Origin of the sequence: Kitasatospora sp. NPDC059577 (assembly GCF_042735475.1) — a bacterium.
Lineage (GTDB): Bacteria > Actinomycetota > Actinomycetes > Streptomycetales > Streptomycetaceae > Kitasatospora.
Window position 1 is genome coordinate 1 of the sequence record NZ_JBHWBZ010000005.1, and the last position, 16,429, is coordinate 16,429.

Sequence of the window (16,429 nt, forward strand, 5' to 3'; positions counted from 1 at the left end):
TTTGTTTTTATGAGCGGGGCCGCCTCAGATTAATCCGCTATACCGTGGGGGAGTTGTGGGTCCCCCCCCCCCCGCGGGGGGGGGAACGACGGCTCTCGGCGTCGACGGGGGTGCTCAGCTCGACCGGACCGGCGGCCCGTCCGGTCGGACCGGCCCCCTCCCCGGGTCGCCGGCCGGCGCCTTGACCGGGTCGCCCGCCGGCGCGTTCGCCGGCCCCTTCGCCGACCCGGCAGCAGGCCCGGCAGCGGGCCCGGCTGTCGGCTCCGCCGTCGCGGCGGCGGGCTGACCGTCCTCCCGCATGGCCGCCGTCTCGGACTTCAGGATGCGCATCGACTTCCCCAGTCCGCGTGCCATCTCGGGCAGCTTCTTGGAGCCGAACAGCAGCACCAGGACGGCCACCATCACCAGCAGGTGCCAGGGTTCCAGACCATTGCGCAGCATCGCCGCCTCACCCGGCCTTTCATCGTCGTGACCGGGGCCGCGCGCTCGGCGGCCCGGGTCGTCTCGGGGTGGTTTGGGTGGCTTCACCGTAAAGCTTGACTGATTTTTCAGTCAATGCGAGAGTTCAGGAACGGCGCCGCCGGACGACCGCGTCCACCAGAACGCCCCCGTCCGCCGCCCATCGGCGCCACACGGGCCGCTCCCCGGAGCCCCGCCCTCCCTCGCCGGACCGGATCCACCCCCAGCCCCACCGGAGTTCAGCGTGTCCCAGTCCCCCCTCGCCCGCCGCACGGTGCTGCGCTCCCTCGCGGGTGCCGGCGTGATCGCCCTCGGCGCGAGCGCCTGCGCGGCCTCCGGCGACGACCCGGCCGACCCCGCGACCCCGTCCTCCACCGCCACCGGCCGGCCGCCCGCGGAAACGCCCGCGCAGCCCCCGGCACCCGCCCCCGCCGCCGGGCGACGGCTCGGCGGCGAGTGGGAGAAGCACGAGCGGACCTTCATGGCCTGGCCCGCCTCCGAGAACGTCTGGGGCGAGCAGCTCGGCGCCGTCCGCAAGGACATCGCCTCCGTCGCCCGGGCCATCGGCGGGCGCGAACCGGTGGTCATGCTCGTGCGCCCCGGCCAGGAGGGTTCGGCCCGCAACGCCTGCGGCTCGGACGTCGAACTGCTCTCCGTCCCCGTGGACGACCTGTGGGCCCGCGACACCGTGCCGGTGTTCGTCGAGGAAGGCGGCAAGGTCAAGGGCGTCGACTTCAACTTCAGCGGCTGGGGCGGCAAGCAGGAGCACACCAACGACGCCCGGATCGCCCACGCGGTCCTGGAGAAGTACGGCATCGAGCGGCTGGAGACCCCGATCACCGCCGAGGGCGGTTCCTTCGAGACCGACGGCCAGGGCACCCTGATGGTCACCGAGAGCTCCGTCGTCAACGACAACCGCAACCTCGGCCGCACCCGCGACCAGGTCGAGTCGGAACTCAGGAAGGCCCTCGGCGTCACCAAGGTGATCTGGCTCGCCGGCGTCAAGGGCAAGGACATCACCGACGCGCACGTCGACTGCCTCGCCCGCTTCGCCGCCCCCGGCGTCGTCTTCCTGGACCGTGCCTTCCCCGGCACCCCGCCGGACGTCTGGTCCCGCTCCGCCGACCAGGCCCGCGCCGTCCTCGCCGAGGCCACCGACGCGACCGGCAGGAAGCTCAAGGTGATCGAGATCAGCCAGCCGGACCCGGACCGGATCACCGGCCGCGGCGACTCCTTCGTCTCGTCCTACATGAACTTCTACATCGGCAACAAGGGCGTCTACCTGCCGCTGTTCGGCGACGCCCGGGCCGACGGCCACGCCCAGGAGATCTTCCGGGACCAGTTCCCCGACCGGGAGATCGTCCCGGTGCGGATCGACACCATCGCCTCCGGCGGCGGCGGCATCCACTGCTCCACCCACGACCAGCCCGCCGGCTGACCCCCACCGCCCCGCACCGAGGGAGAAGGGACCCCCCGTGCAGCTGACCCCCACCGAACGCGACCGGCTGCTGATCTTCACGGCCGCCGAACTCGCCCGCGCCCGCCGGGCCCGCGGCCTGCGGCTCAACGTCCCCGAGGCCACCGCGCTCATCTCGGACACCGTCTGCGAGGCCGCCCGCGACGGGCTGCGCCTGGCCGAGGCCGTCGCGCGCGGCCGGTCCGTCCTGGCCGCCGACGACGTCCTGCCCGGCGTCGCGGACCTCGTCACCGAGATCCACGTCGAGGCCGTGTTCGAGGACGGCACCCGCCTCGCCGTGATCGCCGACCCGTTCGGCGGCGGCACCCTCGGCGAGGCCGCGCCCGGCGCCGTGCTGCCCGACGGCACCCCCGCGGCCGGGCCGGAGCCCGTCCGCACCCTCGCCGTGAGCAACACCTCGGAGGTACCGGTCTCGGTCACCTCGCACTTCCACTTCTTCGAGACCAACCCGCGCCTCGCCTTCGACCGCGCCGCCGCCTACGGCATGCACCTCGCGGTGCCCGCCGGCTCCTCGGTGCGCTTCGACCCGGGCGCCACCGTCGAGGTCGGCCTGGTGCCGATCGGCGGCGAGCGGGTCGCGATCGGCTTCGCCGGCCTGGTCGACGGCCCGCTGGACTCGCCCCGGGTCCGGCGCGAGGCGCTGCGCCGGGCCGCCGAGCAGGGCTACCTCGGAGCAGTCGACGACGGACAGGAGAACCAGCCGTGAGCAGCAGCATCGAAGCGTCCGAGTACACGGCCGTCCACGGCCCGCGCGCCGGGGACCGGGTCCGGCTCGGTGACAGCGGCCTGGTCGTCCGCGTCGAGTCCGACTCCCAGGCACCCGGCGACGAGTTCCTGGTCGGCTTCGGCAAGACCGCCCGAGACGGCCTGCACCTCAAGGCCGCGGCCGTCCGCGACACCTGCGACGTCGTCATCAGCAACGTCCTCGTCATCGACGCGGTCCAGGGCATCCGCAAGACCTCGATCGGCATCCGGGAGGGCCGGATCAGCGCGATCGGCCGGGCCGGCAACCCGGACACCCTCGACGGGGTGGACGTCGTCGTCGGCACCGGCACCACCATCGTCTCCGGCGAGGGACTGATCGCCACCGCCGGCGCCATCGACACCCACGTCCACCTGATGTCCCCGCGGATCATGGAGGCCTCGCTGGCCTCCGGCGTCACCACGATCATCGGCCAAGAGGTCGGCCCCGCCTGGGGTGTCGGCGTCAACTCCCCCTGGGCGCTGCGCCACGCCTTCAACGCCTTCGACGCCTGGCCGGTCAACATCGGCTTCCTGGGCCGCGGTTCGTCCTCCCACCCGGCCCCGCTGGTCGAGGCCCTGGCCGAGGGCGGCGCCTGCGGGTTCAAGGTGCACGAGGATATGGGCGCGCACACCCGGGCGCTGGACACCGCGCTGTCCGTCGCCGAGGTCCACGACGTCCAGGTCGCCCTGCACACCGACGGGTTGAACGAGTGCCTCTCCGTCGAGGACACCCTGCGCGTCCTCGACGGCCGCACCATCCACGCCTTCCACATCGAGGGCTGCGGCGGCGGACACGTCCCCAACGTGCTGAAGATGGCCGGCGTGCCGAACATCATCGGCTCCTCCACCAACCCCACCCTCCCCTTCGGCCGGGACGCGGTCGCCGAGCACTACGGCATGATCGTCTCCGTCCACGCCCTCCAGACCGACCTGCCCGGCGACGCCGCCATGGCCCGCGACCGCATCCGGGCCGGCACCATGGGCGCCGAGGACGTCCTGCACGACCTCGGGGCCATCGGCATCACCTCCTCCGACGCCCAGGGCATGGGCCGCGCCGGCGAGACCGTGCGCCGCACCTTCGCCGTGGCGGGCAAGATGAAGGCCGAACTCGGCCCGATGGCCGGCGACGGCCCGGACGACGACAACGAGCGCGTGCTGCGCTACATCGCCAAGCTCACCATCAACCCGGCCATCGCCCACGGCCTCGCCCACGAGGTCGGCTCGATCGAGCCCGGCAAACTCGCCGACATCGTGCTCTGGCGCCCCGCCTCCTTCGGGGCCAAACCGCAGATGGTGCTCAAGGCCGGCTTCCCCGCGTACGGCGTCACGGGCGATCCCAACGCCGCCACCGAAACCTGCCAACCCCTGGTCATGGGCCCCCTGTTCGGCGGCCACGGCGCCACCCCCGCCGACCTGTCGGTGGCCTTCACCAGCCGGGCCGCCGCCGAGTCCGGCACCGAACACCGCCCCTACGACTCCATGACGACCCGGCGCCGGCGCGTCGCCGTCCGGGGCACCCGCGGCATCGGCCCCCGCGACATGGTCCGCAACAACCGCCTCGGCGAGGTCCTCGTCAACGCCCGCAGCGGACTGGTCACCCTCGACGGCGCCGCGCTCCACTCCGAACCCGCCGACACCGTCCCGCTGAACCGCCTCTACTTCCTGTGAGCCGACGCGCCCCCTCCGAACCCCTCGGCGGGGGCGCGTTCCGCATTTCCCGCACGGCGCTGGGCTGCGGTGCGGGAAGTGCGCGCTGCCGTGCCGTGCCGCAAGACCGCACCCGTACCGTCCCCACCGTCGCGACCCGCCCTCCCCGACATCGGCAAGACCCCCAACTGCACTTCCACCACTGCCGCTTGAGACCCCACCGGGTCGGCGGCATCCTTGGCCGTCGGCCCGGCCCGGCGGTCCTCCAGCAGTGCTGGACGCGCCCTCCAGCCGTCGCCGACAGGCTGACGGCGACTGCCGAGAAGTGATCACTGCGGAGGAGGAGGCCAGATGCGGGTCGGCGATGTCTTCATCGAAGGAATCGGGATCTACCTGCCGGAGAAGCACGACGCGGCCAGGGCGGTCGAGGAGGGCGTCTACTCGGCCGAGGACTTCGCCGCGAACGAGATCGACGAGGTGCCCGTCGCCGGGGACATGGCGCCGGTGGACATGTCGGTGCACGCCGTGCGGCACGCCTTCGACAGGTCCGGGGCGGACCCCCGGGACGTCTCCTTCGTGCTCTACGCGACCGGCTTCCACCAGGGGCCCAACGGCTGGAGCCCGGCGTCGTACATCCAGCGGAACACAATCGGCGGCTCGGCGCCGGCGGTCGAGCTGCGCGGACACTGCACGGGGATGTTCAGCGCCATGCAGCTCGCCGTCGGACAGCTGCGCTCCGCACCGGAGAACGCCACCGTCCTGGTGGTCGGCTCGGACAACTTCTCCCAGCCGCTGGTCGACCGCTGGTCCCACCTGAACGGGATGGTCCTCGGGGACGCCGCCGTCGCGGTGCTGCTGTCCAAGCGGCCCGGCTTCGCCCGGCTGCGGTCGGTGGGCGTGCGGGCCGTCCCGCAGCTGGAGGAACTGCACCGCTCCGGCGTGCCGATCTGGCCGCCGACGACCGTCGAGGGCCAGACGATGGACCTGCGGGCCCGCAGCGCCCACTTCGTCCGGCACTCGCCGCTCGCCGCGGAGCTGAAGGACCTGCTGGTCGACGGGCAGCAGGAACTCAACGACCGCACGGTGGCCGACGCGGGACTGGACTCGATGTCTGACATCTCCTGGATCGGGCACATCAACGCCAGCCGCGCCGTGGTGGCCGAGCGCCTGCTTCCGCTGTTCGGCTTCACCGAGGAGCGCTCCACCTACCGACTCGGCCGCGACCTGGGCCACGTCGGCACCGGCGACCAGATCATCTGCTTCGACCGGCTCATCGAACAGCAGCTGATCAAGCCCGGCGAGACCTACCTCATGGCCGGCGTCGGCCCGGGGCTGCACTTCGGGACCGCGGTGCTGGAGTACCTCACGACACCGCCGTGGTCGGCCTGAGTGGCCGGCCGCACCCGCCCGGCCGCGGGTGACGAGGACGTCGCCCGCTGGCGGGCGGAGCACGGCGCCGCGGTCCGCGACACCGTCACCGACAGCGGCCTGCCGGTCCGGCCGCTCTACGGCCCGGACGACCTCCCGCCGGACCACGCCGCCGGCCTCGGCGTGCCCGGCGCACCGCCGTACACCCGAGGCGTGTACCCCACGATGTACTCCGGGCGGCGGTGGAGCATCCGGCCGCTGGCCGGGTTCGGCACTGCCGAGGACACCAACCGCCGGATGCGGCTGCTGCTGGCCGAGGGTGCCACCGCCGTCAACACCGTCTTCGACTACCCCACCAACCGCGGCTACGACAGCGACGACGCCTGGGGCCGCGCCGACGCCGGGCTCGGCGGCGTGGCCGTCGACACCGTGGCGGACATGCGCGCGCTGTACGACGGCGTGCCGCTGGACCGGGTCAGCGTCTCGCTGGTGCTGTCCCACCCGGTGGCGGCGGGCGCGGTCCTGGCCATGCACCTCGCCGCCGCCGAGCAGGCGGGGTACGACCCGGCGGCGCTCTCCGGCACGCTGCAGAACGACTTCATGATGGAGACGGTCGTCCTGACCGCTCCGGACACGCTCGTCCCGCACTTCTCCTTCCGGCTGGCGATGGACGTCGTCGAGTACTGCGCCCGGCACCTGCCGCGCTGGCACCCGGTCAGCTTCACCGGCTACAACTACCGGGAGGCCGGCGCGGACGCCGTGCTGGAGGTCGCCCTGGTGGTCGCGAACGCGGTGGCCACCATCGAGGAGATGCGCGCCCGCGGGCTGGCCGTCGACGAGGTGGCCGGCTCGCTGTCCGCCTTCTTCACCGCGGCCGGCGACTTCTTCGAGGAGGCCGCGAAGTTCCGGTCGGCGCGGCGGGTCTACCACCGGGAGCTGACCGGACGCTTCTCCCCCGCCGACCCCCGCAGCACCCGGCTGCGCTTCCACGTGCAGACCGCCGGCTCCTCCCTGACCGCGCAACAGCCGCTCAACAACGTGGCCAGGGCCGCCCTGCAGGGCCTGTCGGCGGTGCTCGGCGGCGCACAGTCCCTGCACCTGTGCGCCTACGACGAGGCGCTGTGCATCCCGTCCGAGGACGCCGCGCTGACGGCGCTGCGCACCCAGCAGATCCTGCTCGCCGAGACCGGCGCCGCCCGGACCATCGACCCGCTGGCCGGCTCGTACTTCGTCGAGAGCCTCACCGACGAGTTCGACCGGCGGATCGGCGCCACGCTCGCGACGATCGACGCCCTGGGCGGGATCGTCGCCGCGGTCCAGCAGGGCTGGGTGCACACCGAGATCCTCGACCGGGCCTACCGCGACGTCGGCGACATCGACAGCGGGAAGCGCGTGGTGGTGGGGGTGAACACCGCGGACGGGGGCTCCCCCCAGTCGGTCGGCACCTTCACCGTGCCCGAGACGCTGCCCCGGCAGCGCGCCCGGCTCGACCGGTGGCGGCGGACCCGGGACGCGGCCGCGGTCTCGCGGGCGCTGCGGCGGCTCGACGCGTGCGCCGCGTCGGACGCCAACACCGTGCCCGCGCTGCTCGACGCGGCCCGGGCCGGCGCCACCCTCGGCGAGTGCTCCCAGGTCTTCCGGGACCGCCACGGGGGCTGGCAGCAGCCACTCGGCTGAGCACCGGGAACCGGGGGCCGACGAACGACGCGTCCAGGGACGAAGGGTCCAGTCATGCCGATCAAGGTCGTCATCTTCAAACCGGGTCTCGACTCGCACTACCGGGGTGCGCTGATCGTCTCCCGGTACCTCAGCGAACGCGGGATGGAGGTCGTGTACCTGGGCAACCAGCTGCCGGACGGCGCCGTGCGGGCCGCCGTGCAGGAGGACGCGGACGTGCTCGGGATCTCCAGCCTGTCGGGGAACCACCACGTCATCGTGCCCGCCGTGTTCGAAGCCCTGCGCGCCCAGGGCGCCGAGTCCATCCCGGTCGTGCTCGGCGGCATCGTCCCGGACGAGGACCGGCCCGCCATGGAGAAGGCCGGGGTCCGGGCCGTCTTCGGGCCGGGCACGCCACTGGAGCGGATCGCCGAGCAGGTCTCGCTGCTCGCCGGCCGGCCGGGCGGCTGACCCCGGCGGCACGGCACGGGGCCGCGGCGGCCCCCCCCGCGCCGGGGGGGGGGGGGGGGGGCGCGGCGGGGGGGGGGGGCGGGGCGCGGGGGGGGGGGCGCCCCGCGCGCTGCGCCCCCCCCGCCGCCCCCCCCCGGGGGCCGCGGCGGGCCCGCCCGCCCCCCCCTCGTCGTCGCGGACGCGAGGCCCGGCGCCGGTCAGCCCAACGCGATCCCCTCCAGCAGGTCACCGAGCAGTCCGGGCGAGGGCATGGCCGCCATCTCCCGGCGGATCCGCCCGGCCCCCTCCCGGAAGCGCTCCTCGGTGAGGATCTCGCCGAGGGCCTTGCCGATCGCCGCCGGGTCGTCGCGCTCGCGCTCGTCGACGATGCCCCGCCCGCCGCCGCTGGCCTCGACCCGCTCGGCGTTGGGGACGAGCAGCGGCCCGTCCTGGGCGAGGACCAACTGCGGCACCCCGTAGCAGAACGCGGTGAGCGCCGTACCGGAGCCGCCGTGGTGGATGATCGCGTCACCGTACGGGAGGCAGAGGTTGACCGGCAGCGGGTCGGCGACCCGGACCGTCCCGGGGAGCGGCCCGAGCGTCTCGCGGAAGCGCTCCTCCAGGAACAGCACCGCCTCGACGTCGTCGACCTCGTGGACCGCCGCCGCGATGCTGTCCACGATCGAGTCCAGCTTGCCCTGTTCGGCCAGCCGGCCGGTCCCCCAGGCTCCCAGGCTGACGAACACCCGGCGCGCCGGGCGCGGGCCGAGCACCCAGTCCGGCAGCGGGGCCGTCCCGTTGTACGGCACGAAGCGCACCGGCTCGCCCGGCGTGACGTTCGGGGACTGGACGCTGGGCGGGCACGGGTCCAGGACCAGCACCGGGTCCGGCAGGCCGTCCGGCGCGCCCAGCCGGACGCACAGCTCGTGCAGGGCCTGCTTGCCGGGCTTCAGCAACGAGGAACTCATGTTGTCCAGGCCCCAGCGGTGCAGCACCACCGGCACGCCCAGCACGCCGCCGACGACCAGGCCGCCCCACTCCAGCGGGTCGGTGACGACCAGGTCGGGCCGCCAGGCCCGGGCGAGCTCCAGGTACTCGTCGACGTAGGTGTCCAGCCGGGCCAGCCAGCGCTGCCCCATCTGCGCCCACGGCGGCTCCTCGGCCGGCCCCCTGCTGCCCGAACCCGCCACGGCGAACGGGGACCTGGCCACCAGCGGACGGCTCCAGCGCTCCGCACCGCCGTCCGCCGGGCCGACCCGCCGGCTGGGCAGGCCCGCCCGGCCCGCCGCTCTGGCCACCTCCGCGTCGCCGACCACCAGCACGTCGTGGCCGGCCAGCCGCAGACCCCAGGCGACCGGCACCATCGGCATCAGATGGGTGAGCACCAGGGCATTCACGATCACACGCACAGCAGCTCCTCGATCGGTACGGTCGTTGGTTCCCGTCCGGGCCCCGGGCCGTCAGGCTCCCGCCCGCCCGGGGCCGTCCGGCACGGCCGGCACCGGGCTGCGCCGGGACGTCACGAACTCCCGGACCGAGTCGGCGAGGTAGTCCACCATCTCCGGGGTGAGCCGGGGGTGGACGCCGATCCAGAAGGTGTGCTCGGTGACGGTGTCGCTGTTCTCCAGCGATCCGGCGACCCGGTAGCGGGCGTGGGCGTAGGCCGGCTGACGGGTCAGGTTGCCGGCGAAGAACCGCCGGGTGCCGATCGCCCGTGCCTCCAGGAAGGCGACCAGCTCGGCCCGGGTGTAGGGCGCGTCGGGCAGCACGGTGAGGACGAAGCCGAACCAGCTCGGGTCACTGCCCGGGGTGGGGCTGGGCAGCAGCAGACCGGGCAGTCCGTCCAGCGCGTCGCGCAGCCGGGCCCAGTTGCGGCGCCGCAGCCGGCCGAACTCGTCCAGTTTACTCAACTGGGTCCCGCCCAGGGCGGCTTGGAGGTCGGTCGACTTCAGGTTGTACCCGATGTGGGAGAAGATGTACTTGTGGTCGTAGCCGTGCGGCAGCGTCCCCAGCTGGTGCTCGAAGCGCTTCAGGCAGGTGTTGTCCTTGCCGGGGGCGCACCAGCAGTCCCGGCCCCAGTCCCGGTAGGACTCCACCAGGCGGGCCAGCCTGACGCTGCGGGTCAGCACGCAACCGCCCTCGCCGGTGGTGATGTGGTGCGCCGGGTAGAAGCTCACCGTGCTGAGGTCGCCGAAGGTGCCGGTGAGCCGGCCGCGGTAGGTGGAGCCGAGCGCGTCGCAGTTGTCCTCGACGAAGTACAGCCCGTGCTCGCGCGCGAGCTCCGCCAACTCCTCGGCCTGGTAGGGGTTTCCCAGCGGGTGAGCGATCATGACGGCCCGGGTGCGCGGACCGATCGCCGCGGCGACCCGCTCCGGGGTGGTGTTGTACGTGCCCAGGTCGATGTCGACGAAGACCGGCACCAGGCCGTTCTGGATGATCGGGTTGACCGTGGTCGGGAAGCCGGCCGCCACCGTGATCACCTCGTCGCCGGGGCGCAGCCGGCGGTCGCCGAGTTCGGGCGCGGTGAGCGCCGTCAGGGCGAGCAGGTTGGCCGAGGAGCCGGAGTTGACCATGTGGGCCTTGCGCAGGCCGAGGTAGCGGGCCAGCTCGCGCTCGAAGCGCACCGAGATGTCCCCGGAGGTCATCCGCAGGTCGAGGGCGGCCTCGACCAGCGCGACCCGGTCCTCCTCCGCCAGCACGGCACCGGCCGGCAGCAGCGGGGTGACGCCCGGCACGAACTCCTGCTCCACGCTGATCTCGCGATGGTACTCCCGGACCTGTTCGATCAGTCGATCGCGGCGGTCGTTCACCGTGACTCCTCCAGGCGGTAGGCGCGGCCGCGGGCTCTCCCGCCTCGCGGGGCCCGTTCGCGGGTCGATCGTGCGGACGGTCGGTCGAAGCGCGTTGGAGCCCCCCCGGTCCGGGAGTCACCCGAGACCGGCGGAGCGCTGGATCTCCCCCGTCAGCTCGGCATGACGAATCGTCAGTTCGGTGTACCGGTCGAGGTTCCGCTCCCCGCGCACGGCTCCGGCGAAGGCCCGGACCAGCTCGGCCCACTGGTCGTCGGCGGGCAGCGTGATCTCCTCGGCGCCGCCCTTGGTCTCCAGCCTGAGCACCGGCCGGTGGTCGGCCGGCGGGGTGTACGCCCGGTCCAGGACGATCCGCCCCTCGCTGCCGGCCAGTTCGTACGCCGAACGGTAGCCGTGCGCCATCCCGTAGGTGAGCTGGGCGCTCACGCCCTCGGCGGAGGCCAGCAGGGCGGCGCCGGAGACGTCCACGCCGGAGCCGGAGCCGGGGTCGCGGACGGCGACCGCGCCGGCCACCCGCAGCCCGGGGCCGAGGAAGAGCTGGGCGGTGCGGATCGGGTAGCCGCCGACGTCGAGCAGGCAGCCGCCGCCGAGTTCGAGCCGGTGGCGGATATCCTCGGGGTGCAGCGCGGGAATGGTGAACACCGCCTGCAGACCGCGCAGTTCACCGATCGCACCCTGGTCGAGCAGCTCCCGGACGACTCGGTGCTGGGCGTGGAACTGGAACATGAAGTTCTCCAGCAGCACCAGCCCCAGCGAGGCGGCGAGCACGGCCAGCCGACGGGTGGCCGGGGCGTCGACGGTCAGCGGCTTCTCGCACAGCACGTGCTTGCCCGCGCGCAGCGCCGCCTCCACCCACGGCTCGTGCAGGGCGGCCGGCACCGGGACGTAGAGGGCGTCGACGTCGGTGCGGTCCACCAGGACGCGGTAGCCCGTGACCGCCTCGCAGCCGAACCGCCCGGCGAACCGGCGGGCCTTGGCCTCGTCCCGGCTGGCCACCGCGACCAGGTCCACCGCGGGGTCCGCGGCCAGCGCGGGCAGCGCCCGGCGCCACGCGATGTCCGAGCAGCCGAGCACGCCCACCCTCAGGGCGGGCGACTCGGATCGGGTCTGGTCCATCTTCGCCTCCGCTGTGCGACCGGGCCTGCGTTCGTCCGGCCAGGGTGGCGCCGCCCACTGGAGGCGCCGTCCAGCCCGGCCGCACGACGGCCCGTGCCCGCGGCCGTCCCCGCAGCCTTCCCGGACCGGCGGCCACCGCCGGCCCGCGCGCCGCACGGCTTGAACCGCCCTCGAACGCGAGCCCCGAGCATCGTCCCCGCCTGGAGCTGCCGTGTCCCACACACGACAGCGGACCCATGCTTTCCGTATCCGGCCGGGGCGAGACGCTCCGGAGCCTGCCCGGCCTCCGGTGCCGCGGCGGTGAGGAGAACGCACCGTGAGGGCTCTGTTGTTGTCCGGAGGGACAGGCACCCGCCTGCGCCCGCTCACGTACGCGATTCCGAAACAGCTTGTCCCGGTGGGGAACAAGCCCGTGCTCGGACACTGTCTGGAGAACATCCGCGACTGCGGGATCGAGGAGGTCGGTGTCATCGTCGGGCCGCACGCGGAGCAGGTCTCCGCCGTGTTCGGCGACGGTTCGGCGCTGGGCCTGCGGCTCACCTACCTGCACCAGGAGCGGCCGCTCGGCCTGGCGCACTGCGTCACGGTCGCGGCGGACTTCCTCGGCGACGAGGACTTCCTGATGTACCTCGGCGACAACCTGCTGACCGAAGGGGTGGCCGAGGCGGCCGAGGCGTTCCGGGAGAGCCGGCCGGACGCCCAGGTGCTGGTGACCAAGGTCGCGAACCCCTCCGACTACGGCGTCGCCTCGCTCGGCGCGGACGGCCGGGTGAACGCCGTGGTGGAGAAGCCCGAGCGGCCGCCGAGCGACCTGGCGCTGATCGGCGTGTACTTCTTCACCCCGGCGATCCACCGGGCGGTGCGCGGCATCCGCCCCAGCCGCCGCGGCGAGCTGGAGATCACCGACGCCATCGGGGAGCTGATCGCCTCCGGCGGTGACGTCCGGGCCCTGGAGTACGCCGGGTTCTGGCGTGACAGCGGCACCGTGGAGGGGCTGCTGGACTGCAACCGCGCGGTCCTGGACACCCTGCGGCGGGACGTCCGCGGCAGCGTCGACCGGCATTCGGTGCTCACCGGCGACGTGGTGCTGGCGGAGGGCGCCGAGGTGGTCCGCTCCCGGCTGACCGGCCCGGTCACCGTCGCCGCCGGCACGGTGGTCCGGGACAGCCGGCTCGGCCCGTACACCTCGGTCGGCCCGGGCTGCACGCTGGAGTCCACCGGCATCGAGAACTCGATCGTGCTGGAGGGCACCTCGATCACCGGGGTGCGCGGACTGGACGGCTCGCTGATCGGCCGCCGGGCCGAGCTGCACGCCGAGCCCGCCGCGGCCCGCCAGCAGGTCATCGTCGGCGACCTGGCCCGGGTGCGGGTGGCGAGATGATCCTCGCCCCGCCCACCGCCGCCGGCCCCCGGCACGGCTCCGACGTGGCCGACCGCACCGGGTTGATCCGCCGTTTCACCCGCTCCGCGGCCGTCACCGACAGCCCGGTGACCCCCAACCGGGCGATCCTCTCCTGGCTGGAGGAGAACCGGCGGATCTTCCGCCACGAGGTCACCCGGATCCCCTTCGCCGACCTGGTCGGCTGGCGCTTCGACGCTGCCGGCGGCGACCTCGGGCACGAGAGCGGCCGGTTCTTCACCGTCGAGGGGCTGCGCATCCACACCGACGCCCACGACTGGATGCAGCCCATCATCAACCAGCCCGAGATCGGCATCCTCGGGTTCGTCGCCAAGGAGTTCGACGGCGTCCTGCACTTCCTGATGCAGGCCAAGATGGAGCCGGGGAACATCAACTCGGTGCAGCTGTCCCCCACCGTGCAGGCTACCCGCAGCAACTACACCGGGGTGCACCGGGGCCGGCCCATCACCTTCCTGGAACACTTCGTGCCGCCCACCGCCGGGACCGTGCTGCTCGACTCGCTGCAGTCCGAGCAGGGCGCGTGGTTCCTGCGCAAGCGCAACCGCAACATCGTCGTGGAGATCACCGAGGAGCCGCCCGAGCTGCCGGACTTCCGGTGGCTGACCCTCGGCCAGATCCACCGGCTGCTGGGCTTCGACGACGTGGTCAACATGGACGCCCGCACGGTGCTGTCGTCCATCCCGCTGGGCCCCCGGGTGGAGGACCAGGGCGCGTACCGGTCGCTCACCGGCGTGCTGAGCTGGCTCACCCGGGTGCGGGCGACCAGCGAGCTGTCCCAGCGGTACCGGCCGCTGCGCGCCGTCGAGGGCTGGCAGCTGACCGGGGACCGGATCCGGCACGAGGAGGGCCGCTACTTCCAGGTGATCGCCGCCGCGGTGACCGCCGCCAACCGCGAGGTGGCCAGCTGGACCCAGCCGCTGTTCGAACCGATCGGGCTGGGCGTCACCGCCTTCCTGGTCCGGCCGATCGGCGGGGTGCTGCACCTGCTGGCGCACGCCCGGGTGGAGGCCGGGCTGGCGAACGTCGCCGAGATCGCGCCGACCGTGCAGTGCTGCCCGGACAACTACGCCGGCCTGCCCTCCGAGCGGCAGCCGCGCTTCCTCACCGAGGCGTCGACCACCACCGGGAGCCAGGTCCGCTACGACACCGTGCTGTCCGAGGAGGGCGGGCGCTTCTTCGAGGCCCGCTCGCGGTACCGGATCGTCGAGGTGCCGGAGGACTTCCCGCTGGACGTACCGCCGGACTTCGCCTGGATCAGCGTCCACCAGGCGAGCACGTTGCTGCGCTACGACGGCTACCTCAACGTCCAGGCCCGCACGCTCATCGCGGCCCTGCTCGCGACCCTCTGACCCCACCCGCCGACGACTGACGAGGAGGAACGCCCATGCCGTTCACCGAGAAGGAGACCGCCTACCTGCGGTCCCGGCGGATCGGCCGGCTGGCCACGGTCGGCCCCGACGGCCGGCCGCACAACGTCCCGGTCGGCTTCCGGCTGAACGACGACGGCACCATCGACATCACCGGCCGCGACCTCGGCCGCAGCCGCAAGTACCGGGACGTGGCGAAGCACCCCGCGGTGTCCTTCGTGGTCGACGACATCGCGAGCACCGACCCCTGGGTGGCCCGCGGGATCGAGATCCGCGGCGAGGCCGCCGTGCTCCCCACCGGCGGCCGGGCCGACAACCCGAACCTGTCCGACGAGCTGATCCGGATCACCCCGGCCCGGGTCGTCGCCTGGGGCGTGGACGCCTCCTGGCAGGAGGGCACCAACGGCCGCGACGTCGGCTGAGCACCGACGCACCGCCGGGCCCGGCCCCCGTCTCCGCGACGGGGGCCGGGCCCTGTCCGTACGCCCCGGGTCGAAGGTGCGCGGCGACCGCACGCCCCGGGTCAGAGGTGCGCGGCGACCGCCCCCGGCGTCAGCGCCTGCTCGCGCAACCGCTCCTCGGCGGTCTCCTCGATCCGCGCCATCAGCCGGCGCAGCAGCGGCGGCGCCATCAGCGAGGTGACGATCGCGACCAGGATGACCACGGTGTACATCTCCTGGCTGAGCACACCGAGCTTGAGGCCGACCATCGCGACCACCACCTCGATCACGCCCCGGGCGTTCATCCCCGCGCCGAGCGCCAGGCCCTCCCAGTGGCTCATCCGGCTGAGCCGCGAACCCAGGTAGGCGCCGCCGAACTTGCCGGCGATCGCGACCGCCAGCACCGCCACGCCCGCCAGCAGCACCGGGGGCCGGCCGAGCGCGGTCAGGTCCATCCGCAGGCCGGCGGTGGCGAAGAACACCGGGGCGAGGACGGAGACCACGACGGTGCGCACCGGGGCGAGCTCCTGCGGGTCGGCGAGCCGGGTGCCGCTCAGCGCCAGCCCGGACAGGAAGGCGCCGAAGACCGCCTCCAGGCCGAGCGCCTGGGTGCCGGCGGCGGCGAGCAGCAGCGCGGTCACCAGCACGGCCGGGTGGGCCCCGATCCGGGGCCCGGCCGCGGTGCTCGCACGGCGCAGCAGCAGGGCGAGCACCACGACGACGGTCAGGTTGGCCAGCGAGTGCAGGACCCGGCCGCCGGAGACGCCGACGGTCGCCATCGCCGAGACGACGGAGAGCAGCAGCCAGCCGACGATGTCGTCGACGGTGACGGCGCAGAGGATGAGCTGGCCGATGTTGCGGTGCACCAGGCCCAGCTCCATCAGGGTCTTGGCGATCACCGGGATGGCGCTGACGCCCATCGCGACGCCCACGAACAGTGCGAAGGTGCCCCGGTCGGAGACGGTGCCGAGCAGCGAGCCGGGCAGCAGGTAGGCCAGCCCGACGCCCAGGCCGAGCGGCACGAGGATCCCGGGGACGCTCACCCGCACGGCGGTGGCGCCCCGCCTGCGCACCAGTCCGAGGTCCATCTGCAGGCCGGTCACCCCGACCATCAGGACGACGCCGACCTGCCCGAAGGCATCGAGGAGGTGGAACCTGGCGGGGTCGTGCGGCAGCAGCCAGTCGGCGAGGCCGGGGGCCAGGTGGCCGAGCAGTGACGGCCCGAGGAGTACGCCGACGAACAGTTCGCCGACGACGGCGGAGAGCCCGAGCCGGGTGAAGAGGCGTCCGAGCAGGACGGCGAGCCCGAGCAGCAGGCCCACTTGGAGGAGGAAGACCATCAGGTCATGGGCGGCGAGCGGGGCGACCGGTCCAGCGGCCGACGACAGCACGGTGACTCCCTTGCTGGGTAGGGGGGTTGGGGAACGGCGGATGGGGCGCGGGGCCGCCCCCCCCCACGGAGGGGCCGCCACCCC

At 73.7% G+C, this 16,429-nt stretch carries 14 protein-coding genes; 9 read left to right on the forward strand and 5 right to left on the reverse strand.

Annotated features, from left to right (window positions below; all coding sequences use genetic code 11):
- Positions 1-114: 114 nt before the first annotated feature.
- Positions 115-441, reverse strand: a complete 327-nt coding sequence (tatA, locus tag ACFV0O_RS06650; RefSeq protein WP_380337238.1) for a Sec-independent protein translocase subunit TatA — start codon at positions 439-441, stop codon at positions 115-117.
- Between the two features lie 262 nt (positions 442-703).
- On the opposite strand from tatA, the gene ACFV0O_RS06655 reads away from it, so the two are divergent.
- The 6 genes from ACFV0O_RS06655 to ACFV0O_RS06680 all read left to right on the forward strand — a co-directional run bounded on the left by ACFV0O_RS06655 (position 704) and on the right by ACFV0O_RS06680 (position 7,822).
- Complete coding sequence (locus ACFV0O_RS06655) at positions 704-1,897, forward strand: agmatine/peptidylarginine deiminase (RefSeq protein WP_380337240.1); 1,194 nt, start codon at positions 704-706, stop codon at positions 1,895-1,897.
- A 37-nt stretch (positions 1,898-1,934) separates the two neighbouring features.
- On the forward strand, positions 1,935-2,642 hold the full coding sequence (ureA, locus tag ACFV0O_RS06660) for an urease subunit gamma (protein ID WP_380337243.1): 708 nt from the start codon (positions 1,935-1,937) through the stop codon (positions 2,640-2,642).
- Positions 2,639-4,348: an urease subunit alpha gene (locus tag ACFV0O_RS06665; protein WP_380337246.1), complete on the forward strand. Its 1,710-nt coding sequence runs from the start codon at positions 2,639-2,641 to the stop codon at positions 4,346-4,348. Before ureA ends, ACFV0O_RS06665 begins: the two co-directional genes overlap by 4 nt.
- 330 nt (positions 4,349-4,678) lie before the next feature.
- Positions 4,679-5,716 (forward strand): ketoacyl-ACP synthase III family protein, encoded by a 1,038-nt coding sequence (locus ACFV0O_RS06670; RefSeq protein ID WP_380337249.1) that lies wholly within the window; start codon positions 4,679-4,681, stop codon positions 5,714-5,716.
- Positions 5,717-7,372, forward strand: a complete 1,656-nt coding sequence (locus ACFV0O_RS06675) for a methylmalonyl-CoA mutase (RefSeq protein WP_380337251.1) — start codon at positions 5,717-5,719, stop codon at positions 7,370-7,372.
- A 54-nt stretch (positions 7,373-7,426) separates the two neighbouring features.
- Positions 7,427-7,822 (forward strand): cobalamin B12-binding domain-containing protein, encoded by a 396-nt coding sequence (locus ACFV0O_RS06680; protein ID WP_380337253.1) that lies wholly within the window; start codon positions 7,427-7,429, stop codon positions 7,820-7,822.
- A 197-nt stretch (positions 7,823-8,019) separates the two neighbouring features.
- Here ACFV0O_RS06680 and ACFV0O_RS06685 read toward each other — a convergent pair whose 3' ends face one another.
- The 3 genes from ACFV0O_RS06685 to ACFV0O_RS06695 all read right to left on the reverse strand — a co-directional run bounded on the left by ACFV0O_RS06685 (position 8,020) and on the right by ACFV0O_RS06695 (position 11,727).
- A complete protein-coding gene (locus tag ACFV0O_RS06685) occupies positions 8,020-9,210 on the reverse strand; it encodes a nucleotide disphospho-sugar-binding domain-containing protein (protein WP_380337256.1) in 1,191 nt (396 codons plus the stop codon).
- 51 nt (positions 9,211-9,261) lie between these two features.
- Positions 9,262-10,611: a lipopolysaccharide biosynthesis protein RfbH gene (rfbH, locus tag ACFV0O_RS06690; protein ID WP_380337259.1), complete on the reverse strand. Its 1,350-nt coding sequence runs from the start codon at positions 10,609-10,611 to the stop codon at positions 9,262-9,264.
- Between the two features lie 117 nt (positions 10,612-10,728).
- Complete coding sequence (locus tag ACFV0O_RS06695) at positions 10,729-11,727, reverse strand: Gfo/Idh/MocA family protein (protein ID WP_380337262.1); 999 nt, start codon at positions 11,725-11,727, stop codon at positions 10,729-10,731.
- A gap of 316 nt (positions 11,728-12,043) precedes the next feature.
- On the opposite strand from ACFV0O_RS06695, the gene ACFV0O_RS06700 reads away from it, so the two are divergent.
- Genes ACFV0O_RS06700 through ACFV0O_RS06710 form a run of 3 tightly spaced genes read left to right on the forward strand, consistent with a single transcriptional unit; the run spans position 12,044 to position 14,936 of the window.
- Positions 12,044-13,108 carry a glucose-1-phosphate thymidylyltransferase gene (locus tag ACFV0O_RS06700; protein ID WP_380337265.1) on the forward strand — a complete coding sequence of 355 codons (1,065 nt, stop codon included), beginning with the start codon at positions 12,044-12,046 and terminating at the stop codon, positions 13,106-13,108.
- Positions 13,105-14,496 (forward strand): NDP-hexose 2,3-dehydratase family protein, encoded by a 1,392-nt coding sequence (locus ACFV0O_RS06705; RefSeq protein ID WP_380337268.1) that lies wholly within the window; start codon positions 13,105-13,107, stop codon positions 14,494-14,496. The genes ACFV0O_RS06700 and ACFV0O_RS06705 overlap by 4 nt, the downstream gene beginning before the upstream one ends.
- 35 nt (positions 14,497-14,531) lie before the next feature.
- Positions 14,532-14,936, forward strand: a complete 405-nt coding sequence (locus ACFV0O_RS06710) for a PPOX class F420-dependent oxidoreductase (RefSeq protein ID WP_380337271.1) — start codon at positions 14,532-14,534, stop codon at positions 14,934-14,936.
- Positions 14,937-15,037: 101 nt separating this feature from the next.
- Here the strand turns inward: ACFV0O_RS06710 and ACFV0O_RS06715 are convergent, their stop codons facing one another.
- Positions 15,038-16,345 (reverse strand): cation:proton antiporter, encoded by a 1,308-nt coding sequence (locus ACFV0O_RS06715; protein ID WP_380337274.1) that lies wholly within the window; start codon positions 16,343-16,345, stop codon positions 15,038-15,040.
- Between the last annotated feature and the right edge of the window lie 84 nt (positions 16,346-16,429).

Coding starts and splice junctions, on each gene's coding strand:
- tatA (WP_380337238.1), bottom strand. CDS start 441: ATGCTGCGCAATGGTCTGGAACCCTGGCACCTGCTGGTGATGGTGGCC.
- ACFV0O_RS06670 (WP_380337249.1), top strand. CDS start 4,679: ATGCGGGTCGGCGATGTCTTCATCGAAGGAATCGGGATCTACCTGCCG.
- ACFV0O_RS06680 (WP_380337253.1), top strand. CDS start 7,427: ATGCCGATCAAGGTCGTCATCTTCAAACCGGGTCTCGACTCGCACTAC.
- ACFV0O_RS06695 (WP_380337262.1), bottom strand. CDS start 11,727: ATGGACCAGACCCGATCCGAGTCGCCCGCCCTGAGGGTGGGCGTGCTC.
- ACFV0O_RS06705 (WP_380337268.1), top strand. CDS start 13,105: ATGATCCTCGCCCCGCCCACCGCCGCCGGCCCCCGGCACGGCTCCGAC.
- ACFV0O_RS06710 (WP_380337271.1), top strand. CDS start 14,532: ATGCCGTTCACCGAGAAGGAGACCGCCTACCTGCGGTCCCGGCGGATC.